The following is a 21,806-nucleotide window of genomic DNA, read 5'->3' as shown; positions in this document are numbered from 1 at the left end:
CTGCGAACGGCGACAACCATACAGTCGCGGGGACGGCGTTCGGTTCGGGCCGGTGTCAGTCGTTCCAGGCCGCAGCGAGCAACGCGCGGGTGTCGCGCAGCAGCTGCGGCATGACCTTGGCGCCGCCGAGAACGGTGATGAAGTTGGCGTCGCCACCCCACCGCGGCACCACGTGCAGGTGCAGGTGCTCGGCGAGTGAGCCCCCGGCGGCGGCCCCGAGGTTGAGCCCCACGTTGAAGCCGTGCGGCCGCGAGACGCTCTTGATGACCAGGATCGCCCGCTGCGCGAACGACATCAGCTCGGTGCTCTCCTCGGGGGTGAGGTCCTCGAGGTTGGCGACCCGCCGGTACGGCACGACCATCAGATGGCCGGGGTTGTAGGGATACAGGTTGAGCACCGCGTACACGTGCTCGCCGCGCGCGACGACGAGGCCCTCCTCGTCCCGCATCTTCGGGATGTCGGTGAAGGGCTCGTAGGGCGCCTCCTTGGACCGGGGCGCCTCCGCGATGTACGACATGCGGTGCGGGGACCACAGTCGCTGGAGGTGATCGGGTTCGCCGGCACCCCGATCGACGAGGGCGTCGTCGGAGCAGTCCCCGCTCATGCGGCGCCGCCGCGGTCGACGGGAGCGACGAGCTCCGCGGTGGGCGAGGCGTTCTCCCGCCGCTCGATCCACTCGGTCACCAGACGGACCGCGTCGGCCACGGGTACCCCGTTGACCTGCGTGCCGTCGCGGAACCGGAAGCTGACCGCGCCGGCGGCGACGTCACGCTCGCCCGCGAGCAGCATGAACGGCACCTTCTGCGTGGTGTGGTTGCGGATCTTCTTCTGCATCCGGTCGTCGCTGGTGTCGACTTCGGCCCGCACCCCGGCGGCCTTCAACTGCCGGGTGACGTCGAACAGGTGATCCTCGAAGGCCTCCGCGACGGGAATCCCGACGACCTGGACGGGGGCGAGCCACGCCGGGAAGGCACCCGCGTAGTGCTCGGTGAGCACGCCGAAGAAGCGCTCGATCGAACCGAACAGGGCCCGGTGGATCATCACCGGCCGGTGCTTGCTGCCGTCGGGGCCGGTGTACTCGAGCTCGAATCGCTCGGGCAGGTTGAAGTCGAGCTGGATCGTCGACATCTGCCAGCTGCGCCCGAGCGCGTCCTGAACCTGGACGGAGATCTTGGGGCCGTAGAAGGCGGCACCGCCCGGATCCGGCACGAGATCGAGCCCGGAGGCCTCGCCGACCTCGCGCAGGGTCTCGGTGGCCTCCTCCCACAGGGCGTCGTCGCCGACGAACTTCTTGGGGTTCTTCGTCGACAGCTCGAGGTAGTAGTCCTCGAGGCCGTAGTCCTTGAGCAGGTCGAGGACGAAGTTCAGGGTCGTGGTCAGCTCGTCGCGCATCTGCTCGCGGGTGCAGTAGATGTGCGCGTCGTCCTGCGTCATGCCACGCACCCGGGTCAGACCGTGGACGACGCCGGACTTCTCGTACCGGTACACCGAGCCGAATTCGAACAGCCGCAGCGGCAGCTCGCGGTAGGACCGGCCGCGGGACCGGAAGACGAGGTTGTGCATCGGGCAGTTCATCGGCTTGAGGTAGTAGTCCTGGCCCGGCTTGCGCACGGTGCCGTCCTCGGCCAGTTCCTCGTCGATGTGCATCGCGGGGAACATGCCGTCGCGGTACCAGTCGAGATGGCCGGACACCTCGTAGAGGTGACCCTTCGTGATGTGCGGGGAGTACACGAACTCGTAGCCGGCCTCGACATGCCGCTTGCGGGAGTAGTTCTCCATCTCCTGGCGGATGATGCCGCCCTTGGGGTGGAACACCGGGAGGCCGGAGCCGAGCTCGTCGGGGAAGCTGAACAGGTCGAGCTCGTTGCCGAGCTTGCGGTGATCACGGCGCTCGGCCTCGGCGAGCAGCTCGAGGTAGCGCTCCTGCGCCTCCGCGGACTCCCACGCGGTGCCGTAGATGCGCTGGAGACCGGCATTGTCCTGGTCGCCGCGCCAATAGGCGGCGGAGCTGCGGGTGAGCTTGAACGCCGGGATGTACTTGGTGGTGGGGATGTGCGGACCGCGGCACAGATCGGCCCAGATCTTCTCGCCGGTGCGCGGATTGAGGTTGTCGTAGATCGTCAGTTCCTTGCCGCCGACCTCCATGATCTCGGGGTCCTCGTCCAGGGAGCTGTTTCCGGCCGACTTCTCGCTGATCAGCTCGAGCTTGAACGGCTCGTTCTTCAGTTCCTCGCGTGCGTCGTCCAGGCTCTCGACGACGCGGCGGGAGAACCGCTGCGCCCCCTTGACGATCTGCTTCATGCGCTTCTCGAGCTTCGTCAGGTCCTCGGGAGTGAAGGGGCGGTCGACCTGGAAGTCGTAGTAGAAGCCGTCCTTGATCGGGGGACCGATGCCGAGCTTGGCCTCGGGGAACTCCTGCTGCACCGCCTGGGCGAGGACGTGTGCCGCGGAGTGCCGGATGACGGAGCGGCCGTCCTCGGTGGCGGCGGCGACCGGCTCGACCTGGGTGTCCTGTTCCGGCGTCCACGACAGGTCCCGCAGCCGCCCCTCCTCGTCGCGGACCACGACGACCGCGTCGGGCCCGCTGTTGGGCAGGCCCGCCTCCCGGAGGGCGGCACCGGCAGTGGTCCCCGCGGGCACCCGGACGAGCACGGTGGGGTCTACGGATGCGGGCGTCGTCACTGTGGTGGGCTCCTCGGGCTCGTGCCGGTGATGGGTGCCGCCGACGCCGCGGGGTATGCCACGCGTCCGGCAACCAGACCATGCTATCGACACCACCCGGAACGGCAGTTCACCCGGGCACTGCCGGGCGTCGGGCGGGCTAGAGCCGACGCAGGCCGCCGAGGACCCGAGACAGCAACTGGGCGTCGGGTCCGAGTCCGTCGGCGGTGCGGTGGACGGTGAGTTCTCCCGTGGCGGCGAGATCTCCCACCAGGACACGTGCGACGCCCAGAGGCAGTCGGGCCAGGGCCGCGATCTCCATGATGGACCGCGGTTCGGCGCACAGCGCCAGGATGGTGCGGTGCTCCTCGAGACCCGCAGTTCCCTCGGCGTCGCTCACGGCGGAGACGAGGACCTCGAGCGGGAGATCCACCTCGGAGCGGGTCCGGCCCTGGCTGCGCACGAAGGGACGGACGAAGGAGGGCTGCTGCCCGATCGGTTCTTCCTCCCTCGTGGCCGCCGTGTGCCTCGGGACCGCGGGCATCGGCTGCGACGCGGGGACGGCGACGGCCGCGGAGGTCCCCGTGGTCGGGGCGTCCACCGCGGGCGTGGCCGCTCCGCGGTCGGCGGCGCCGGGTGCCGGGTGATCCTTGCGCCGGCGGCCGGCCGATCCGAATCGTGCTCCTGTGGCCCCGACCAGGGGCCAGTTGTTGTCGGCGACGCTCATCAGTCGCATCCTCCTCACACCGACCGCAATCCTGCCATCAGCGCAGCGCGGTTCGGTGAACGCGCAGGTCACCGCCGCTCCGTCGCCGACACGTTCCGGCCGGACGCGAACCGCGCCGGCCCGGAAACGACGAAGGGCACCCCGTGGGGTGCCCTTCGTCGGTGCTGTGGTCCCGGCTGGGATCGAACCAGCGACCTCCCCGGTGTGAACGGGACGCTCTTCCACTGAGCCACGGGACCGGGCCGCTTCGCAGCGGCTCGAACGAGAAGGAACATTAACACGCCCATCGGATGAACACGAATCGCCTGGTCGCCTGTGTTTTCGATACCGCGTCGGGATGCCGCGCCCCGAGGGGGCGCGAGTTCCGTGCCCCTCACCGAACGGATCGCCCAGCCGGCGCTCGCTGGCCCGACCCGCCGCCGGAACGGGCCGGGCAGGATCCACCAGGACGGCTCGTCCATGCCCTCACCTGCAGATTTGTGTGTTCTGACGATGGTCGGCTAATGTTCTCAACCGCACCACGGAGAGCACGGCGCCGGGCGGTGCGATGCGGATGTAGCGCAGCTGGTAGCGCATCACCTTGCCAAGGTGAGGGTCGCGGGTTCGAATCCCGTCATCCGCTCGAGAGGTTGGACTCGACCTTTTACGGTGGAGTGGCCGAGTGGTGAGGCAACGGCCTGCAAAGCCGTGCACACGGGTTCGATTCCCGTCTCCACCTCGCGCGATTAGCTCAGCGGGAGAGCGCTTCCCTGACACGGAAGAGGTCACTGGTTCAATCCCAGTATCGCGCACCATGATCGACCAGGTTTCACCCTGCACTTCTCGACCCGGGTCACCGGGTCGGGGAGTGCGCATGCGGATGTAGCGCAGCTGGTAGCGCATCACCTTGCCAAGGTGAGGGTCGCGGGTTCGAATCCCGTCATCCGCTCCACCCCCCGGCGCGATTAGCTCAGCGGGAGAGCGCTTCCCTGACACGGAAGAGGTCACTGGTTCGATCCCAGTATCGCGCACCACGATCCACCCTTTCCACGCTGCACTCCGTCGCCCGGTCCCTCGGGCCGGGGAGTGCGCATGCGGATGTAGCGCAGCTGGTAGCGCATCACCTTGCCAAGGTGAGGGTCGCGGGTTCGAATCCCGTCATCCGCTCCACCCCCCGGTGTGCCACCCGGACGAGGTCGCCGGTCCCGGTCGCCCACACCACTCGACAGCGAAGGCCCTCCCGGTCGGGAGGGCCTTCGTCGTGTCACCGCTCCCTCAGCGGGAAGCGTGCAGCCGGTTGGCTCCCGCGATCATCGCGCGCAGTGCCGATTCGGTTCCGGTCGCCGCGGCACCCATGCTCCAGAGCCGGCGCCCGTCCGCCTCGCACAGCAGGAATGTCGTGTGGGTGTCGCCGAGGTCGAACTGGTGGAACGAGAGAATCTCGAGCGGCATCCCGAGGGTGTGCATCATGACGGTCATGGCGGACACCGGACCGGTGGCCGTCGCCGCCGCCGTGTGGATGGTCTCTCCCACGCCGAAAGTGGCCTCGAAGTTCCGCCGACCGGCGCACGGAGCCCCGGCCGACCAGCCACCGAGACGGACCGGCCCGTGCGGTGCATAGGTCGCGGTGAACTCGGTCCAGCTCGTGCCGAGCGCCTCGGCACGCAACTCGCGCGGCAGGGATCGTCCGTAGCGGGCGGCGAACGGATCGATCGGCGCCGAGTATGCGGTCTCCGCGTCGCCGGCGGCGTAGGAGGTGCGGGGAGCGGTGGAGGTGAAGGCGTTCATCGTAGGAGGTCTTCCGCGTGAAGGGAGGACCGACAGGTAGCTCGACGACCCGCAGCGAGGGGTCGGTCCGAATCAGACCCCGCTACGGCGGTGAACTACGAGTACGCGCTTCATGAGAGCCCACAGTAGAGCGTTGCCCGGCGGAAGGCAACCACCCGGACGGCCGGCCCGTGACCCAACCGTGACCACCCCGGTTGGAACCTGAGGGATTCCTCATGTATTGTCGGAGATGCCATCCCCCCGATGGTAATGAACCCCAGCCATGACCCCCCATCCAAGGCTGGGGTTCAGCCATTTCCGGACGTCGAACGGATACCTGCCCCGACCGTCGGCGCGGTGCCCCGCCGAGTGATCTACTGGTTCCCATGTCCACTCCGTCACTCGAGGAATCGACCGCGAACGTCTCCGTCGAGCAGGCCGGCATCTGGGATGCCGAGACCATCGCCGATGTCGCAGCCACCACGTTCCCCCTGGCCTGCCCGGCCGACGCCTCCCAGGAGGACATCGCCGCGTTCATCGACGACACCCTCTCGGCGGAACGGTTCAGCGAGTACCTCACCGACCCGACCCGCATCGTGCTCAAGGCGACCGTCGGCGGCGAGATCGTGGGCTACCTCATGGCCGTCGATGCCGAACCGACGGACCCGGAAGTCCGTGAAGCCGTGACCGCGCTGCCCACCACCGAGATCAGCAAGCTCTACGTGCTGCCGGGCAAGCACGGCACCGGAGTGGCGGCGGCCCTGATGGCTGCCGTCGTCGAGCATGCCCGGGCAGCCGGCTGCCGGGGGCTGTGGCTGGGGGTCAACCAGCAGAACTCTCGGGCCCGGCGGTTCTACGCCAAGAACGAGTTCGAGGTCGTGGGAACGCGCACGTTCCAGGTCGGCTCGCAGACCCATCACGACTACGTCATGCAACGCACCCTGTGACGCGCGGACCCCGCCTGCGGCGGGGGCAGCCGGGAACCCGACTCAGCTGGCGGCGGTCTCGAACCGCGACAGCGCCAACAGGCGCGAGGTCGCACGCAGGTACTTCTTGCGGTAGCCGCCGGCGAGCATCTCGTCGGTGAAGATCTCGTCCAGCTTCGCGCCGGCGACGGTCACCGGAATGCTCGCGTCGTAGAGCCGGTCGGCGAGCACCACCAGACGCAGCGCCACGGACTGGTCGTGGGCGGCATGAACCCCGTTGAGGAAGACGGCCGCGACGCCCTCGACGAGCTTGCCGTACCGGGACGGATGCAGCGTGCTCAGGTGCGCGCACAGCTCGTCGAAGTCGTCGAGGGTGGCGCCGGGGACCGCATCGGCGCGATCGAGCAGCTCCTCGGAGCTGATCGGGTCCGGGGCCGGCGGCAGGTCGCGATGGCGGTAGTCGGGGCCGTCCACGCGGATGGTCTCGAAGATCGAGGCGAGCTTCTTGATCTCGCGCAGGAAGTCCTGCGCCGCGAATCGCCCCTCTCCCAGCTGCCCGGGCAGGGTGTTGGACGTGGCGACGATGGACACGCCCCGCGCCGAGAGTTCGGTCAGCAGGCGGGAGACCAGCATCGTGTCGCCCGGGTCGTCGAGCTCGAACTCGTCGATGCACAGCACGCTGTGGCCGGACAGCTCCTCGACGGCCTTGTTGAAGCCGAGAGCGCCGACGACGTGGGTCAGCTCCACGAAGGTGCCGAACGCCTTCGGCGACGGCGCCGCGTGGAAGATCGAGGCCAGCAGGTGGGTCTTGCCGACGCCGAAGCCGCCGTCGAGGTAGAGACCGGCGCCGGTGGACGGCGCCTTCCGTCCGAACAGGCCGCGCCGGCCGCCACCCCGGATCTTCGCGATCTTGTGGGCGAACTCCTCCGCCGTCGCGACAGCGGTCGCCTGGCTCGGCTCGTTCGGATCGGGGATGTAGGACGCGAAGCTCACGTCGTCGAACATCGCGGGCGGAACCATCTGGGCCACCAGTTGGTCGGACGGCACCACGGGATTGCGATCGACGAGACGTTCGTGCATTTCTCCAGGGTAGGGCCGTCGCTCGAGGCGACCGGTACACCCGGGGCAGATTGCGACCTACTTCACACCACGTACACCTGATCGTCACATCCGGCGGATCGGACGATCCGGTCACGTGCGCGGGCCCGCGCACCGACCTGGCAGGCTGTGCGCATGCGCAGAACCCGTGTGCTCACCGTGGGCATCGTCGTGCTCGGAACGATGACCGCCGCGTGCGGGGCGGGCCCTTCGGTACGCCCCGACGTCGCGGTGGTGCAGGAGGCGGACGGCCGGGCCACTCCCACCGGCGAGGATCCGGCCCTCGCCCCGGAGCTACCGGTGCCGGCCCGGGACCTGGACTGGCGCGACTGCACCGCCGACACCCTCGCCGCCCAGCAGCTGCCGCCGGGACCCACCGGTCTCGTCCTCGAATGCGCCCAGCTTCCCGCTGCGATCGACGCCACAGGCACCGTGCCGGGTTCGTTTCCGCTCGACGTGCTGCGCGCCCGGCTGGCACAGACTCCCACCGATGCGGCCCCGCTCGTCATGACGACGGGCGCGGACATGCCCTCCTCGGGGGCGCTGGCCGCACTGTCGACCGGCTCGCTCGCCGAACTCGTGGCCTCCCGGCCGATCGTCGCGGTGGATCGGCGCGGCCTCGGCGCCTCCCAGCCGATCGAGTGCATCTTCGGAGCGGACCGGCGCGCCCTGGCCGACCACGGACAGTTCGGCCGCACCGGCGACGGTCCGGAGCGGGTCGCCGAACTCGGGCGGCAGGCCACCATCGCATGCACCGACTACCTGCAGCCGCAGGAACTGCTGTTCGACGCCGCCCACGCCGCCGACGATCTCGAGCAGCTGCGAACCACGTGGGGCGTCGATCGGATCGGCGTGCTCGGCATCGGCAACGGCGCCACGGTCGCCCTCGCCTACGCGTCGAAGTACCCGACCACCCTCGGCCGCCTCGTCCTCGACTCCCCCGCCGCCGCGACGGCCGACGCCGAACTGCTGGCCGAGAGCCGGGTGCGCGGCGCGGAGTCGGCGGTCGACGCGTTCGCCCGCCAGTGCGTCGCGCTGGCGTGCTCGCTGGGGCCGGACCCGCGGGCCGCGCTCGAGGACCTGCACGCCCGCGCCGCGACCGGCGCTCTTGCACCGCTCTCGTCGAACGCCCTGCTCACCGCGGTGACGTGGTTTCTGGGAACCCCCCGCAGCGACGCGCAGGCCCGGGTCCGCGAGCTGTCCGACGCTCTGTCCGCCGCCGGTGCGGGAGACGTGACGCCGATGCTCGAACTCGTCGGCGCCGCCGAGGCCGTGCTGTCGTCCGACGGGCAGTTCGTCTCCCGCTGCAGCGACGGTCAGCGATGGCCCACGACGGCCCGGGCCACCGAGCTGCAGCGAACGTGGTCGGCGAACTACCCCCTGTTCGGCGGCGACAGCGCGGTCGGTCTCACCGCGTGCAGCGCCTGGCCGAGCATGCCGACACCGCCGCTGCCGCCGGAGGTGCGCGTACCCGTGCTGGTGACGACGGGTGCCGCCGATCCGCTCGTCGGCAGCGCGGGCCTCGAGTCGGTCACCGGCGCCCTCACCGCCGTCTCGGCCCGGTGGGCGGCGCTGTCCTGGCAGGGTGCCGGATACTCCGCGGTCCTGCACTCCGGCTGCGTCCAGGCACGCCTGGCGGCCTACCTCGACACCGGTGCCCTGCCGCCGAACGGCAGCCTGTGCCCGGCGTGAATCAGCGTGCGCCGCGTCCCGGGCCCGGCGCCGTCGGGTGGGGACGGTGGGCGGCCGCTCCCGGCTCTCGGTGTACCGTGCCGTAGTGTTCCTCAGCCGCCTCGAGCCCCGCACCGCCCGCACCACCGCGGAGGTGGTCAAGTGCGTGGTGTGGCCGTTGGCCGTGCTCACGGTGCTGCACCGTGTGGTGGTCAAAGCCGTCAACGGATTCCGCACCGACGACTTCACTCCCGTCTACAACGCGGCCCTGGCGTTTCTCAACCGCCGGCCGGTGTACACGGCGAACTTCGAGTGGGTGGACCCGCACTATCTGTACCCCCCGTCCGGGACGTTGCTGATCTCCCCGATCGCGGTGATCGACCCCGAACGCTCCCGGTGGCTGTTCATCATCGCCAACGCGATCGCGATCATCGTGGCGCTGTACCTGCTGCTGCGAATGTTCGGCTACGGTCTCGACTCGGTGCTCGCCCCGATCCTCCTGTTGGCGGCGTTCAGTTCCGAGACGGTGACGAACACCCTGGTCTTCACCAACATCAACGGCCTCGTCCTGCTCGGCGAGGTCGCCTTCCTGACGCTGTTGCTGAGCCGGCGCGATCTGTGGGCGGGCGTCGCGATCGGGTTGACGTTCGCGGTCAAACCGATCCTCGCGCCCCTGCTGCTGATTCCGTTCGTGCGCCGGCAGTGGAAGGTGTTCGCCACTGCCGCGGCGGTGCCGCTCGGCCTGACGCTCGTCGCGTGGCCGCTCTCGGTGGACGCCTGGGCGTTCGTCGAGCGCACCACGCCGTACCTGTTCGAGGCACGCGACTACTTCAACAGCGCCATCGTCGGCAACGGCATGTACTACGGCCTGCCGGCGTGGCTGATCCTCGGGCTGCGCGTCGTCCTGGGCCTCATGGTCGTCGTCTCGCTGTGGCTGCTGTACCGGTACTGCCGCCACGACGAGCTCTTCTTCGTCGGCACGAGCACGGGGGTGTTGCTCACCGCGTCGTTCCTGCTCGGTTCGCTCGGCCAGATGTACTACTCGATGATGCTGTTCCCGTTGCTGATGACGGTCGTGTTGCCCAATTCGGTGATGCGGAACTGGCCGGCCTGGCTGGCGGTCTACGGCTTCATGAGCTACGACAGCTGGCTGTCGGGGCGGTGGCCGGAGGCCGGGCGCGCCGCCGAGTACATGAAGACGACGTTCGGGTGGTCGCTGCTGCTCATCGTGATCTTCGCCGTGCTGCTCGACCGCTATCTGGCCGCCCGGCGGGAGGGCCGGCTGGCGGACGGCATCGAACCGTCGTTCCTGTTGCCGGCACACGAGCCCGCACCGCAGGGCGAGCTCGTGGCGACGAACCGCGGTGACGGCTAGCGTGGAGTTCATGGCTGACGCTGTCCCGACCGAACCCGCGCCGAAGGTATCCCGCAGCGACGACGAATGGCGCGCCCGCCTCACCCCCGCGGAGTACGCGGTGCTGCGGCAGGCCGGCACCGAGCGGCCCTTCGTCGGCGAATACACCGACACGGAGACCGAGGGTGTGTACGAGTGCCGCGCCTGCGGAGCCGAACTGTTCCGCAGCACCGAGAAGTTCCATTCGCACTGCGGGTGGCCCTCGTTCTTCGACCCGGCGTCGAGTGACGCGGTGATCCTGCGCTCCGACACGTCCCTCGGCATGCGCCGGGTGGAGGTACTGTGCGCGTCCTGCCACAGCCATCTCGGGCACGTGTTCGAGGGCGAGGGGTACCCGACTCCGACGGATCAGCGGTACTGCATCAACTCGATCTCCCTGCGCCTGGTTCCGAGGGACTGAGGCCCGCCGCGAACAACGCGCGCCACAGTCCGCGGCGACGCTCGGCGGTGGGCAGCGGCTCGACGAGGGCGAAGGAGCAGCCGATGCGGCGGGCCGCACCGTCGGCTTCCTCACTGTCGCCCACCATCAGGGTGCGCTCCGGGGACACCCCGAGCGCCGCGGTCGCGTGCCGGAAGATCTCCGGCTCCGGTTTGACCGCGCCGACTTCGAAGGAAAGCACGAACTCCGACACCAGATCGTCGATACCGAGCGCCGCGAACGCCGGCCGGATGTCGAAGGCGATGTTGCTCAGCACGGCCACCGCGAGGCCCTCGCCGGCGAGCGCCTCGATCACCGGCACCGTGTCCGGGTAGACCGTCCAGCAGCGCGGATCGGTCAGCTTGGTGTACAGGCCGAGGGCCTGCCCCTCGTCGGCGACTCCGGAACGGCGCAGCACCGTCAGGTATGCGTCCCGGTGCCAGCGGGGGTCGCGGTCGCGGTTGATCCAGGCGTGATGCTCGGCGGCGTCCATCTCGACGGGCTGACCGGTGGGGGCGGTCATCCGGCGCATCAGCTCGGCCTGCCGGTGCACGTCGAAGGGCTCGCCCCGCTCGTCGGTGAGGTCGGCCAGCCAGGATTCGTCCTCCTCGAGCCGGAACAACGTGCCGGAGAAGTCGAACAGCACGGCGTCGAACGGTTGAACGTTCATGATGCGAAGGCTAACGGCTGCACCGTCGGGGTGCGGATCGAGCGCGGAGCGACGACGATCGAATCCATGTCGACGACCCGTGCGTCCAAGTCCAAGGTTTCGATCGTCGGCGCCGGCAGCGTCGGCACCGCCGTCGCCTACGCATGCCTGATCCGGGGCTCGGCGGATTCGCTGGCCCTGTTCGATCCGAACACCGACAAGGTGCGGGCCGAGGTGCTCGACCTGAACCACGGCACCCAGTTCGCCCCCGCGTGCCGCATCGACGGCGCCGACGACCTCGCCGTCACCGCCGGCTCCGATCTGATCGTCGTGACGGCGGGCGCCAAGCAGAAGCCGGGCCAGTCACGGCTCGAGCTGGCGGCAGCGAACGTGCGCATCGTCCGGGAACTCACACCGGCGCTGCTCGCGCTCTCCCCCGAGGCGGTGGTGCTGTTCGTCAGCAACCCGGTCGACGTGGTGACGTATGCGGCGATCCGCGCAACGGACGCCCCCGACGGGCAGATCCTCGGGTCCGGCACGGTCCTCGACTCGGGACGGTTGCGCTTCCTCGTCGCGCAGCACGTCGGCGTCGCGGTGGAGAACGTGCACGCCCTCATCGTCGGCGAGCACGGCGATTCGGAGATCACCCTGTGGTCGAGCGCGACGGTGGGTGGGGTTCCGGCCACCGAGTACCGCGACGAGCACGGAGCGGCGGTGTTCGACGCCGCGGTCCGCGAGCAGATCTCCACCCGGGTGATGCGCAGCGCGTACGAGATCATCCAGGGCAAAGGCGCCACCAACCTGGCCATCGGCCTGTCCACCGCCCGCATCGTGGAGGCGGTGCTGCGGGATCAGCACCGGGTGCTGCCGGTCTCGACGCTGCAGCGCGGCGTGCACGGGATCGAAGGGGTGTGCCTGTCGCTGCCGACGATCGTCGACGGCCGCGGCGCCGGCCGGGTACTCGAGATCCCCCTCTCGCCCGACGAGGCCGCCGGGTTGCGGGCGTCGGCGCAGACGTTGCGGGAGGTGCAGCGCTCGCTGGGGTTGTGACCGCCGGGCCCGGCTCCGACCGACGCATCGTCCATCTCCCGGGTAGCGACGGATACCGTCGCTCGGCCCGCAGGTACCCGGGTGGCTCGGGCAGGTACCCCGCCTCAGCGGGTGCGGATCACCGGCGGGTCGTAGGCGCGGATCGGCGGCAGGTCCCCGTCGAAGCGTTCGATCTGCACGAGCGCGTGCTGGCCCGTGCAGCCGCGGGCCAGACTCGAGGTGCCCACGTCGGCGGTGAGCACGTTGGGATTTCCGTGCACACACATCGAGCCGGGATCGGCCGGATCGAGCGGGTCGTACCAGGCGCCGGTGGCCAGCTGCACCACCCCGGGCATCAGGCCGTCGTCGAGGACGGCGCCGGCCAGGCATGCGCCGCGGTCGTTGAACACCCGCACGACGTCGCCGCCCGCCACACCGCGGGCGGCCGCATCGGCCGGATGCATGCGGATCGGTTCGCGCCCGCGGATCTTCGAGGCCTGACTGACGCCGCCGTGGTCGAGCTGGCTGTGCAGGCGGGTCTTGGGCTGGTTCGCGATCAGGTGCAGCGGGTAGTGCTGCGCGCGGGGGCCGCCGAGCCACTCCTCCGGCTCGAACCACGCAGGGTGCCCGGCGCAGTCGTCGTAGCCGAAGCCGTCGATGTCGGCGGAGAAGATCTCGATGCGCCCACTCGGGGTACGCAGGGGGTTGCGCTGGGGGTCGGCGCGGAACTCCTCGAACAGTGTCAGCTCGTCCTCGGTGCGCATCCGCACGTGTCCGCGCACCCAGAACTCGTCGAACTCCGGAGGGGATTCGACGCGGGCGTCGTCGGCGAGGACGAATCCGCGCCACTGCTCGTACAGGTGCTCGAGCCACTGCCGCGCCGTGCGGCCCTCGGTGAACCGGTCCCCGAAGCCGAGACGGTGCGCGAGCGCCGAGAACGTGTCGTAGTCGTCGCGGGCGGCGGCGAATCGCGGGGCGGCGGCGTGCATCGCGACCAGCAGCGGGTCGTTGCGGGTGCAGCTGAGATCCTCGCGTTCGAGGGATGTGGTGGACGGCACGACGATGTCGGCGTGCTTGGCCGTCGGCGTCCAGTACGGGTCGTGCACGACGATCGTGTCCGGGCGGGCCAGGGCGCGGCGCAGCCGACCCAGGTCCTGATGGTGGTGGAACGGGTTGCCGCCGGCCCAGTACACGAGCCGGATGTCGGGGTACGTCAGGCGCCGGCCGTCGAAGTCGTACTCCTGGCCCGGCCGCAGCAGCAGGTCGGAGATCGCGGCCACGGGAATCAGGTCACCGACCGGATTGTCGCCCTGGAACAGGGTCGGGAGCGGGTACGGGACGGGCGCGATGCCGGGTTCGTTCATCGAGCCGTAGCCGTGACCGAACCCGCCGCCGGGCAGCCCGATCTGGCCGAGCATCGCGGCGAGGGTCACCCCCGCCCACGGGGCCTGCTCGCCGTACCGGACCCGCTGCAGCGACCAGGTGACGGTGATCAGGGTGCGGCCGGCGGCCATGCGCCGGGCCAGCGCGGCGAGGGTCTCGGCGGACAGCCCGGACAGGGCGGCCGCCCACTGCGGTGTCTTGGCGACGCCGTCGGTGCGGCCGAGCAGATAGTCCTCGAACTTGTCGTAGCCGACGCAGTAGCGGTCGAGGAAGTCGCGGTCGGCGAGGCCCTCGGTGGCGAGCACGTAGGCGAGGGCGAGCATGATCGCGACGTCCGTCCCGGGTCGCGGCGCGAGGCGTTCGGCGGCGCCGTGCAGATCGTCGTGCAGGGGGCTGACGGACACGACCGTCCCGCCGCGGGCGCGCAGAGCGTCGAGCGCCCCCCGCGTGGGATGGTTGCTGGTGCCGCCGTCGTTGACGGCCGTGTTCTTGAGCGGCACCCCGCCGAAACACACCATCAGGTCGGTGTCGCGGGCGATGACGTCCCAGTTCGTCGCACGGGCGAACAGCTTCCAGTGCGTGCCGACCACGCGCGGCATGATCACGCCGGTCGCACCGAGCGAATAGCTGTGCACCGAGCGGGTGTAGCCGCCGAGCATCTTCAGGAAGCGATGCACCTGACTCTGCGCGTGGTGGAACCGGCCCGGCGACGACCACCCGTACGAACCGCCGAAGATCGCCCGGTTGCCGTGCGCGTCGATCACGCGCTGCAGCTCGCCGGCCAGCAGTTCGGTCAGCTCGTCCCAGGACACCGCGACGAATTCGTCGTCGCCGCGGCGATCGCTCGGCCCCGGTCCGTGCTCGAGCCAGCCCCGGCGCACCGCCGGTCCCGCGACCCGCGAGCGGTGCCGCACCGAGCCGACGGCATTGTCGAGAAACGGTGACGGATCGGCGTCGCCGCGGAAGGGATGCACGGCGCTGACATCGCCCTCGTGCGTCTCGACCTCGAACATCCCCCAGTGCGCCATGTGCTGGTACCGCACGGGCCGAGAACTCATGGTGCACAGTCTGCCAGGGGGTGCACCGCGTCCTTCCGGCGAGCCGACGGCGCCCCCGGAGTCCGCGCAAGGGCGGCGTCTCCGGGGGGTGACGGCGGGCGTCAGGGCAGCGCGGTGATCAGCGTCTCGAGGTCGACGCGCGGTCCGGTGAAGAACGGGGTCTCCTCCCGGACGTGCATGCGGGCCTCGGTGGCACGCAGGTCGCGCATGAGGTCGACGATGCGATCGAGTTCGGGGGCTTCGAATGCGAGGATCCACTCGTAGTCGCCGAGGGCGAACGCGGGCACGGTGTTGGCCCGCACGTCCGGGTAGCCGCGCGCGGCCTTGCCGTGGTCGGCGAGCATCTGGCGGCGTTCGGCGTCGGGGAGCAGGTACCACTCGTACGACCGCACGAACGGGTAGACGCAGACGTAGTTGCCGGGTTCCTCACCGGCGATGAAGGCGGGCAGGTGGCTCTTGTTGAACTCGGCCGGCCGGTGCAGGCACACGTTCGACCACACCGGGGTGGTGGTGCGGCCGAGGACGGTGGTCCGGCGGAAATCGGCGTAGAGCTTCTGCAGATCTTCGAGTCGCTCGGCGTGCGTCCAGATCATGAAGTCGGCGTCGGCGCGCACCCCGGCGACGTCGTAGATGCCGCGCACGACCAGATCGGTGCCGTCGTAGGCCGCGAAGAACTTCTGGGCGTCCTCGATCGCCGCGGAGCGGTCGTCGCCGAGGGCACCGGGCTGGACCCGGAACACCGAGAACATCGCGTAGCGCAGGGTGGAATTGAGCTTGTCGTAGTCGAGACGTGCCATACCGCTCATCCTGCCACTCGGGTTGCCAGGCGCGTCGCGGCCGTCGTGCCTGATGCGACACATGCCGGCACACCCACGCCGTGGAGCATCGCGCCGGCGACCTCGAGGCCGTCGACGGCGGCGACCGCGTCCTCGAGCGCCGCGACGATGTCGAGGTGCCCGGCCCGGTACTGCGGCAGGCCCCCGTGCCAGCGCTGGACGAACGCGGCCACGGGCTCGTCGGTGACACCGGTGACGGTGGCGAGGTCGATGCGCGCGCGGGCGATCAGCTCGTCGTCGAGTGCGTCGACGATCGCGGCCTCGCCGTAGCGGCCGAACGATGCGCGGGCCAGCGCGACGTCGCGCCCGGCCAGGTGGGGCCACTTGCGGCTCGACAGGGTGAACGCCTTGGCGGACAGATCCTCGCCGGTGGCCACGAGGATCCCCGAGTTCTGCGGCAGTGCGGCACCGTCCGGCAGTGCCAGCGCGACCACCGCCGACGATGCGAGCGGGATCCGGGCCGCCTGGGCGGCTGCCGCCGGGACGGCGTCGGCGAGCAGTTCGGCGGCGCGGTCGGCGGGCACCGCGAGGACGACGCCGTCCACGGGCCCGATCGGGTCGAGGTCCCAGCGGCCGCCGCTGCGGCGCAGTCCGCTCGCGGTGACGTGCCGGATCTCGGCGTCGGCCGCCTTCTCGAGCGCGTCGAGCAACGTGCCGTAGCCGTCGCGCAGGGTGCCGAACACGGGTGTGTCCGAGGGCTCGGGCAGGGCTCGGACGACCGCCTCGCTCAGGCTCGGGGCCCCCGCGTCGAGGGCTGCGGCCAGAGCCGGCAGGGTGGCCCGCACGCCTGCGGTGTCCGAGAGCCCGGAGTAGACGCCGCCGAGGAGGGGGTCGACGGAGCGGCGCACCACCTGCTCGCCGAACCGGGCGGTCACCAGGTCGGCCACCGAGACGTCGCGGGTGCGGTCCCAGTGCAGCGGAACGGTGGGCTCGGCGGCGATTCGCGCAAGGGTCTCGGTGTCGACGAGACCGGTGAGCGCCCCGGCGTCGGCGGGGATCCCCATCAGGGTGCCGCCGGGCAGCGGGTGCAGCGCGGCGCCGGCGTAGATCAGCGGCCGGGCCCCGGACGGGTGGACGATCCGGTCGCTCAGGCCCAGCTCCGCGAGCAGCGCCGGGACCTCGGGGCGGCGACCGATGAACGCTTCCGCTCCCACGTCGACCGGATCGCCGGCGAGCGGCACCGTGTGCAGCTTTCCGCCGAGCCGATCGGCGCCCTCGAGCAGGACGATCCGGGCGTGCGCGCCGAGCAGGCGACGGAGCCGGTACGCCGCGACGAGCCCGGTGATGCCGCCCCCGACGACGGCGACGCTCGGCGTACCGCTCACAACGAGTGCACCAGGTCGACGACCGCGGTGAGGACGTCCGGGTCGGTGTCCGGGAGGACACCGTGCCCGAGGTTGAAGATGTGCCCGGTGGCTCCCGCGGCGCGGGCGCGGTCCCCCTCGGCGACGATGCGCCGCACCTCTGCCTGGACGACGTCGGGTCCGGCGAACAGGATCGCGGGATCGAGGTTGCCCTGCAAGGCCTTTCCGGCCCCCACCCGGGTGGCGGCGACGTCCAGCGGCACCCGCCAGTCCACGCCGACCACGTCGGCGCCGGCCTCACCCATCGCGCCGAGCAGCTCGCCGGTGCCGACGCCGAAGTGGATGCGCGGCACGCCGGCGGATTCGACCTCGGCGAACACCCGTTCCGAGTGGGGCAGCACGAACTCGCGGTAGTCGGCCAGCGACAGCGCGCCCGCCCACGAGTCGAACAGCTGGACCGCGTCGACGCCGGCGTGCAGCTGGGCCTGCAGGAACGCGATCGTGATGTCGGCGAGCCGCCCCAGGAGGGCGTGCCACGTGCGCGGCTCGGCGTGCATGAGGGCCTTGGTGCGCTCGTGGTTGCGGCTGGGACCGCCCTCGACGAGGTAGGAGGCGAGGGTGAACGGCGCCCCGGCGAAACCGATGAGCGGGACGTCGCCGAGCTCGCGGGTGAGCAGCCCGACCGCCCGTGCGACGGCACCGACCTCGTCGTGCTCGAGGATCGGCAGCTTCGCCACGTCCGCCGCGGTGCGCACGGGGTCGGCGATCACCGGTCCGGTCCCGGCCACGATGTCGAGGTCGATCCCCGCGGCCTTGAGCGGAACTACGATGTCCGAGAACAGGATCGCAGCATCGACGCGATGACGGCGCACCGGCTGCAGGGTGATCTCGCACACCAGCTCGGGATCGAAGCAGGACTCGAGCATGCCGATGTTCGCCCGGATCTCCCGGTACTCGGGAAGCGAGCGACCGGCCTGTCGCATGAACCACACGGGCCGGTGTGCCGGCTCGAGTCCCCGCGCGGCGGCGAGCAGGGGCGCCTGCGGGAGCTGGCGCCGCGTCGGGTACTCCACACGCGGGGTGGAGCCGACGTTCGTGTTCTCCAGGCCGGTCATCGATCCTCGTTCGTCCAGGGGCACGGGTCGCCGCCCATGCTGCCACGTCCGGCCACCCCTCCGGAATCGGCGCGCCTCCCGCGTGGCCCCGGTCACCCGGTCTAACGTCCGCAGTCGTGACCACCTCGCCCGCCGAGCCGGCTCAGTTCCGCGCGGCCATCGACTCGATGAACGCGGCCACCGTGCGGCCGGAAATCGAGGTGGGTCCGATCCGGCCGCCGCAGCGGCTGGCTCCGTACAGCTACGCGCTGGGCGCGGAGGTGCTTCATCCGGACACCGATCTGGTGCCCGAGCAGTCGGAGGGCGACGCGTTCGGCAGGCTGATCCTGCTGCACGATCCGGACGGCGACGAGGCCTGGAACGGCACCATGCGGCTCGTCGCCTACATCCAGGCGGACGTGGACGCCTCGCTGGCTGCCGATCCCCTGCTTCCGGAGGTGGCCTGGAGCTGGCTGGTCGATGCCCTCGACGCGCACGGCGAGCCGCTGACGGCGCTCGGCGGCACCGTGACGTCGACGAGTTCGGTGCGCTTCGGTGACATCGCCGGCCCGACCCGAGCGCATCAGCTCGAGCTGCGGGCCTCGTGGACCGCGCAGTCCGGTGAACTCGGCCCGCACGTGGAGGCGTTCTGCGAGGTGCTCGCGTACGCGGCGGGCCTGCCCCCGGCGGGCGTGACGCAGCTTCAGCCCTGAATCGTCGGCACGGAATCGTCGCCGCCGGCGCCCGGGTTCCCGACGGGCCGGAACGGGTGTACGGGGCACGTCGCGGTCCTATGATCGAGGCATGCGGCGGCTCAGCGGGCTCGACGCCGCGCTTCTCTACACCGACACACCCGGGCAGCCGGTACAGATCGGTGGCCTCGCCCTGCTCGACGTCTCCACCGTGCCGGGGGGCTACTCCTTCGAACGGCTGGGATCCGACCTGGCGGCGCGGGTCGCGGCAGTGCCGCTGCTGCGCCGGCGAGTGGTCGATTCCCGGTTCAATCCCGGCCACCCCGCGTGGGTGGACGACCCGGGTTTCGACGTCGGCCGGCATTTGCGCCGGTTCACCGTGCCACCGCCGGGTACCGCCGCCGAACTGGCGGTGCTCTGCGGGCAGCGCTTCGCGCAGCGGTTCGACCGGTCCGGGCCACTGTGGGAGACCGCGGTGTTCGAGGGGCTGGCCGACGGCTCGGTCGCGGTGCTGACACGCATCCACCACGCCGTGGTGGACGGCCTCGCCGGAGCGACCCTGCTGGCGCAGTTGTGTGACCTCGAACCGGGGGCGCCGCCCCCGCAACCCGAGTCGCCCGGCGTCGGCGGGGGCAACCGCCTGAGCGTCGCCGCGGGCGGCATCGCCGATCTCGCCGCGCGTCCGCTGCACCTGGCCCGGGCGGTACGGTCCAGCGCGGCGCTGGTGCCCGGTTGGGTGGGCCGGGCCCGGCGGGGCGAGGCGATGGCGGTTCCGCTCACGGCCCCGCGGACGTCGTTCAACCGCCGCGTGACCGGCCGCCGCAACGTCGCATTCGTGACGCTGGATTTCACGGCCGTGAAGGCGGTCAAGCGGGCGTTCGGCGTCACCGTCAACGACGTCGTGCTCGCGCTGTGTTCCTCGGTTCTGCGCCGGTATCTCGCCGCCCGCCGTGAGCTGCCGGCCTCTCCCCTGTTGGCGGCCGTCCCGGTCTCGGTGCACGGACGCGCCCGGGGCGACGCCGGCAACCAGATCTCGGTACTGATGGGGCGGCTGCACACCGAGATCGCCGACCCGGTGGTGCGGCTGCATGCCGTGGCGGCGGACCAGACCGCGGCGAAGGCGCATCAGGCCACGTTCGACCCGGATCTGCTCGGCAGCTGGGGCCAGGTGACCCCGGGAGCGGCGTTCGGTGCGGTGCTGCGGCTGTATTCGGCGCTGCGACTGCCCGACGTGCTCCCCGTGCTCAACAACCTCGTCGTCTCCGATATCCCCGGGCCGAAGGACACGCTGTACTACCTGGGCGCGCGGATCACCGCGCTCTACCCGTTCGGGCCGATCTACCACGGCGCAGGCCTGAACATCACCGTCCTGTCGCTCGACGGCGGCCTGCACTTCGGTCTGCAGTCGTGCCCGGACCTGCTACCGGACCTGTGGCAGCTGGCCGGCGGTTTCCCGGCCGCGCTCGCGGAGCTGGCCGACCGGCTTCCCGGCACGCCGCCGGCCCCGCTCGCCACGCCGGGCTGACTGCCGCCGCGGCTGCGGACACCCGGAGAACGCCGGCCGGGGTGGGTTCGCGCACGTGGAGCGATCGTTCCCGTGCAGATTCTAGAACTCGTTCTACCATGAGGGCATGCATCGACTCAGCGGCCTCGACGCCGGATTCCTGTACCTCGAGACGCCGACGCAGCTGCTGCACGTGTGCGGACTGATCGTCCTCGACCCGACCACGATTCCGGACGGATACCGCTTCGAGACGCTCCGCGCCGGACTCGCCGTCCGCCTTCCGGCCGTACCGTTGTTCCGGCAGAAGATCGCCGACAGCCCGTTCAATCTCGACCATCCGGTGTGGGTGGACGATCCGGACTTCGACCTCGACCGGCACCTGCACCGGGTCGCGGTCCCGGCGCCCGGGCGCCGGGAGGAACTCGCGGAACTGTGCGGGCACATCGCTGCGCAGCCGCTCGACCGCTCCCGGCCCCTGTGGGAAATGACCGTGATCGAGGGTCTCGAGGACGGGTCGGTCGCCGTCATGACGAAGATCCACCACGCGGGCGCGGACGGCGTCACCGGCGCCGAACTCGTGGCACAGCTGTGCAGTCTCGAACCCGATGCACCGCGGCCCGATCCGGTCGCCGACGGTGCCGGCGGGGGGTCGGCGCTCGAGATCGCCCTCGGCGGCCTGTTCAACGTCGCCACCCGCCCCTTGGGTCTGGTGCGGGCGCTGCCCAAGACCGTGGAACTGCTGCCCCGGTGGATCAGCCGGGCCCGCAGGGGCGAGGCCATGCCGGCGCCGTTCACCGCTCCGCGCACGTCCTTCAACGGCACCATCACCGGTCACCGCAGTGTCGGGTTCACGCAATTCGACCTGGACCGGGTCAAGGCGGTGAAGGACGCGCACGGCGTGAAGGTCAACGACGTCGTCATGGCGGTGTGCGCCGGGGCGCTGCGCCGCTACCTCACCGAGCGCGACGAACTTCCCGACTCCCCACTGATCGGCATGGTCCCGGTGTCGGTGCGCGGCACGTCGGACCGGCCCGGGCGCAATCAGGTCTCGCCGATGTTCGCGAGCCTGCACACCCACATCACGGATCCGATCGAGCGACTGCACGCAATCGCCGATGCGAACGCGTGCGCCAAAGAACACAATTCGGCACTGGGTGCGAGCCTGCTGCAGGACTGGACGCAGTTCATGGCACCGGCGGTGTTCGGCACCGCGATGCGCATGTACGCGTCGCTGCGGCTGGCGGAACGCCACCCCGTCGTGCACAACCTGGTGGTGTCGAACGTGCCGGGTCCCGCCGCGCCCCTGTACTTTCTCGGCGCACGGATCCGGGGCATGTATCCGCTGGGGCCGGTCTTCCACGGTGTCGGACTCAACGTCACCGTGATGTCGCTGGACGGCGCGCTCGATGTGGGCGTACTCGCGTGCCCCGAACTGGTTCCCGACCTCTGGTCGCTCGTCGACGGTTTCCCCGCGGCGCTCGAGGAACTCGAAACGAGCCGATGATCCGCCCTGTGCCTTTCGTCACGCCGGGAATCGACGTGGGGACCGCGCGGTTGACCGGGTCGACGCCCCCGTTTCCGCCACCCGGATAGAGT

At 70.7% G+C, this 21,806-nt stretch carries 18 protein-coding genes and 7 tRNA genes; 14 read left to right on the top strand and 11 right to left on the bottom strand.

Features of this window, described 5'->3' with window-relative positions; all coding sequences use genetic code 11:
- Positions 1-55: 55 nt before the first annotated feature.
- The 4 genes from LZP97_RS06520 to LZP97_RS06505 all read right to left on the bottom strand — a co-directional run bounded on the left by LZP97_RS06520 (position 56) and on the right by LZP97_RS06505 (position 3,627).
- Entirely contained in the window at positions 56-604 is a 549-nt protein-coding gene (locus tag LZP97_RS06520) for an HIT family protein (protein WP_010596835.1), read from the bottom strand.
- Positions 601-2,682, bottom strand: coding sequence for a threonine--tRNA ligase (thrS, locus tag LZP97_RS06515; protein ID WP_010596834.1), 2,082 nt, complete (start codon positions 2,680-2,682; stop codon positions 601-603). The genes LZP97_RS06520 and thrS overlap by 4 nt, the downstream gene beginning before the upstream one ends.
- Before the next feature lie 139 nt (positions 2,683-2,821).
- Positions 2,822-3,388, bottom strand: coding sequence for a DUF742 domain-containing protein (locus LZP97_RS06510; protein ID WP_010596833.1), 567 nt, complete (start codon positions 3,386-3,388; stop codon positions 2,822-2,824).
- A 167-nt stretch (positions 3,389-3,555) separates the two neighbouring features.
- Positions 3,556-3,627: transfer RNA gene (locus LZP97_RS06505), tRNA-Val, on the bottom strand.
- Positions 3,628-3,937: 310 nt separating this feature from the next.
- On the opposite strand from LZP97_RS06505, the gene LZP97_RS06500 reads away from it, so the two are divergent.
- From LZP97_RS06500 to LZP97_RS06475, 6 genes are all read left to right on the top strand, one after another.
- Positions 3,938-4,010: transfer RNA gene (locus LZP97_RS06500), tRNA-Gly, on the top strand.
- A 25-nt stretch (positions 4,011-4,035) separates the two neighbouring features.
- Positions 4,036-4,106 (top strand) — tRNA-Cys (locus LZP97_RS06495).
- A gap of 1 nt (position 4,107) precedes the next feature.
- A tRNA-Val gene (locus LZP97_RS06490) sits at positions 4,108-4,182 on the top strand.
- A gap of 61 nt (positions 4,183-4,243) precedes the next feature.
- A tRNA-Gly gene (locus LZP97_RS06485) sits at positions 4,244-4,319 on the top strand.
- 7 nt (positions 4,320-4,326) lie between these two features.
- Positions 4,327-4,401 (top strand) — tRNA-Val (locus LZP97_RS06480).
- A gap of 60 nt (positions 4,402-4,461) precedes the next feature.
- Positions 4,462-4,537 (top strand) — tRNA-Gly (locus LZP97_RS06475).
- A gap of 105 nt (positions 4,538-4,642) precedes the next feature.
- Here LZP97_RS06475 and LZP97_RS06470 read toward each other — a convergent pair.
- On the bottom strand, positions 4,643-5,155 hold the full coding sequence (locus LZP97_RS06470; protein ID WP_010592556.1) for a hypothetical protein: 513 nt from the start codon (positions 5,153-5,155) through the stop codon (positions 4,643-4,645).
- A 365-nt stretch (positions 5,156-5,520) separates the two neighbouring features.
- On the opposite strand from LZP97_RS06470, the gene LZP97_RS06465 reads away from it, so the two are divergent.
- Entirely contained in the window at positions 5,521-6,081 is a 561-nt protein-coding gene (locus LZP97_RS06465; RefSeq protein WP_010592557.1) for a GNAT family N-acetyltransferase, read from the top strand.
- Positions 6,082-6,123: 42 nt separating this feature from the next.
- Here LZP97_RS06465 and zapE read toward each other — a convergent pair whose 3' ends face one another.
- Positions 6,124-7,140: a cell division protein ZapE gene (zapE, locus tag LZP97_RS06460; RefSeq protein WP_010592558.1), complete on the bottom strand. Its 1,017-nt coding sequence runs from the start codon at positions 7,138-7,140 to the stop codon at positions 6,124-6,126.
- Positions 7,141-7,293: 153 nt separating this feature from the next.
- Here zapE and LZP97_RS06455 point away from each other — a divergent pair, with 153 nt between their 5' ends.
- From LZP97_RS06455 to msrB, 3 genes are read left to right on the top strand one after another with little or no spacing between them, the layout of a single operon-like run.
- Complete coding sequence (locus LZP97_RS06455) at positions 7,294-8,850, top strand: alpha/beta hydrolase (protein WP_200903453.1); 1,557 nt, start codon at positions 7,294-7,296, stop codon at positions 8,848-8,850.
- 46 nt (positions 8,851-8,896) lie between these two features.
- Positions 8,897-10,204 (top strand): glycosyltransferase family 87 protein, encoded by a 1,308-nt coding sequence (locus LZP97_RS06450; protein WP_010592560.1) that lies wholly within the window; start codon positions 8,897-8,899, stop codon positions 10,202-10,204.
- 10 nt (positions 10,205-10,214) lie between these two features.
- Positions 10,215-10,643 carry a peptide-methionine (R)-S-oxide reductase MsrB gene (gene msrB, locus LZP97_RS06445; RefSeq protein ID WP_040271349.1) on the top strand — a complete coding sequence of 143 codons (429 nt, stop codon included), beginning with the start codon at positions 10,215-10,217 and terminating at the stop codon, positions 10,641-10,643.
- Here the strand turns inward: msrB and LZP97_RS06440 are convergent.
- Positions 10,606-11,331, bottom strand: a complete 726-nt coding sequence (locus LZP97_RS06440) for an HAD family hydrolase (RefSeq protein WP_010592562.1) — start codon at positions 11,329-11,331, stop codon at positions 10,606-10,608. The genes msrB and LZP97_RS06440 overlap by 38 nt on opposite strands.
- Before the next feature lie 66 nt (positions 11,332-11,397).
- Here LZP97_RS06440 and LZP97_RS06435 point away from each other — a divergent pair, with 66 nt between their 5' ends.
- Positions 11,398-12,360 (top strand): L-lactate dehydrogenase, encoded by a 963-nt coding sequence (locus LZP97_RS06435; protein WP_026137915.1) that lies wholly within the window; start codon positions 11,398-11,400, stop codon positions 12,358-12,360.
- Between the two features lie 104 nt (positions 12,361-12,464).
- On the opposite strand, the gene LZP97_RS06430 is transcribed toward LZP97_RS06435, so the two are convergent.
- The 4 genes from LZP97_RS06430 to hemE all read right to left on the bottom strand — a co-directional run bounded on the left by LZP97_RS06430 (position 12,465) and on the right by hemE (position 18,035).
- Complete coding sequence (locus tag LZP97_RS06430) at positions 12,465-14,780, bottom strand: molybdopterin-dependent oxidoreductase (RefSeq protein WP_040271159.1); 2,316 nt, start codon at positions 14,778-14,780, stop codon at positions 12,465-12,467.
- Between the two features lie 101 nt (positions 14,781-14,881).
- The gene (gene hemQ / locus LZP97_RS06425; RefSeq protein WP_010592565.1) at positions 14,882-15,577 is read right to left on the bottom strand and encodes a hydrogen peroxide-dependent heme synthase; all 696 of its coding nucleotides are present in this window, start codon (positions 15,575-15,577) and stop codon (positions 14,882-14,884) included.
- 5 nt (positions 15,578-15,582) lie between these two features.
- Positions 15,583-16,941, bottom strand: a complete 1,359-nt coding sequence (locus LZP97_RS06420; RefSeq protein WP_040271156.1) for a protoporphyrinogen oxidase — start codon at positions 16,939-16,941, stop codon at positions 15,583-15,585.
- A complete protein-coding gene (gene hemE / locus LZP97_RS06415; protein WP_010592567.1) occupies positions 16,938-18,035 on the bottom strand; it encodes a uroporphyrinogen decarboxylase in 1,098 nt (365 codons plus the stop codon). Before hemE ends, LZP97_RS06420 begins: the two co-directional genes overlap by 4 nt.
- A 116-nt stretch (positions 18,036-18,151) precedes the next feature.
- On the opposite strand from hemE, the gene LZP97_RS06410 reads away from it, so the two are divergent.
- From LZP97_RS06410 to LZP97_RS06400, 3 genes are all read left to right on the top strand, one after another.
- On the top strand, positions 18,152-18,727 hold the full coding sequence (locus LZP97_RS06410; protein ID WP_048772851.1) for a DUF3000 domain-containing protein: 576 nt from the start codon (positions 18,152-18,154) through the stop codon (positions 18,725-18,727).
- 91 nt (positions 18,728-18,818) lie between these two features.
- Positions 18,819-20,231 (top strand): WS/DGAT/MGAT family O-acyltransferase, encoded by a 1,413-nt coding sequence (locus LZP97_RS06405; RefSeq protein WP_010592569.1) that lies wholly within the window; start codon positions 18,819-18,821, stop codon positions 20,229-20,231.
- Positions 20,232-20,337: 106 nt separating this feature from the next.
- A complete protein-coding gene (locus tag LZP97_RS06400) occupies positions 20,338-21,714 on the top strand; it encodes a WS/DGAT/MGAT family O-acyltransferase (protein ID WP_048772846.1) in 1,377 nt (458 codons plus the stop codon).
- Positions 21,715-21,806 lie beyond the last annotated feature (92 nt).

It is taken from the genome of Rhodococcus sp. DMF-1 (genome assembly GCF_021441945.1).
Classification (GTDB): domain Bacteria; phylum Actinomycetota; class Actinomycetes; order Mycobacteriales; family Mycobacteriaceae; genus Rhodococcus; species Rhodococcus ruber.
This window is presented reverse-complemented; position numbering and strand designations above follow the sequence as displayed.

Bases quoted from the DNA above. Each gene is read 5' to 3' on its own strand.
- LZP97_RS06520 (WP_010596835.1), bottom strand. From the start codon at position 604: ATGAGCGGGGACTGCTCCGACGACGCCCTCGTCGATCGGGGTGCCGGC.
- LZP97_RS06510 (WP_010596833.1), bottom strand. From the start codon at position 3,388: ATGAGCGTCGCCGACAACAACTGGCCCCTGGTCGGGGCCACAGGAGCA.
- LZP97_RS06470 (WP_010592556.1), bottom strand. From the start codon at position 5,155: ATGAACGCCTTCACCTCCACCGCTCCCCGCACCTCCTACGCCGCCGGC.
- LZP97_RS06465 (WP_010592557.1), top strand. From the start codon at position 5,521: ATGTCCACTCCGTCACTCGAGGAATCGACCGCGAACGTCTCCGTCGAG.
- zapE (WP_010592558.1), bottom strand. From the start codon at position 7,140: ATGCACGAACGTCTCGTCGATCGCAATCCCGTGGTGCCGTCCGACCAA.
- LZP97_RS06455 (WP_200903453.1), top strand. From the start codon at position 7,294: ATGCGCAGAACCCGTGTGCTCACCGTGGGCATCGTCGTGCTCGGAACG.
- msrB (WP_040271349.1), top strand. From the start codon at position 10,215: ATGGCTGACGCTGTCCCGACCGAACCCGCGCCGAAGGTATCCCGCAGC.
- LZP97_RS06440 (WP_010592562.1), bottom strand. From the start codon at position 11,331: ATGAACGTTCAACCGTTCGACGCCGTGCTGTTCGACTTCTCCGGCACG.
- LZP97_RS06435 (WP_026137915.1), top strand. From the start codon at position 11,398: ATGTCGACGACCCGTGCGTCCAAGTCCAAGGTTTCGATCGTCGGCGCC.
- LZP97_RS06430 (WP_040271159.1), bottom strand. From the start codon at position 14,780: ATGAGTTCTCGGCCCGTGCGGTACCAGCACATGGCGCACTGGGGGATG.
- hemQ (WP_010592565.1), bottom strand. From the start codon at position 15,577: ATGGCACGTCTCGACTACGACAAGCTCAATTCCACCCTGCGCTACGCG.
- hemE (WP_010592567.1), bottom strand. From the start codon at position 18,035: ATGACCGGCCTGGAGAACACGAACGTCGGCTCCACCCCGCGTGTGGAG.
- LZP97_RS06405 (WP_010592569.1), top strand. From the start codon at position 18,819: ATGCGGCGGCTCAGCGGGCTCGACGCCGCGCTTCTCTACACCGACACA.
- LZP97_RS06400 (WP_048772846.1), top strand. From the start codon at position 20,338: ATGCATCGACTCAGCGGCCTCGACGCCGGATTCCTGTACCTCGAGACG.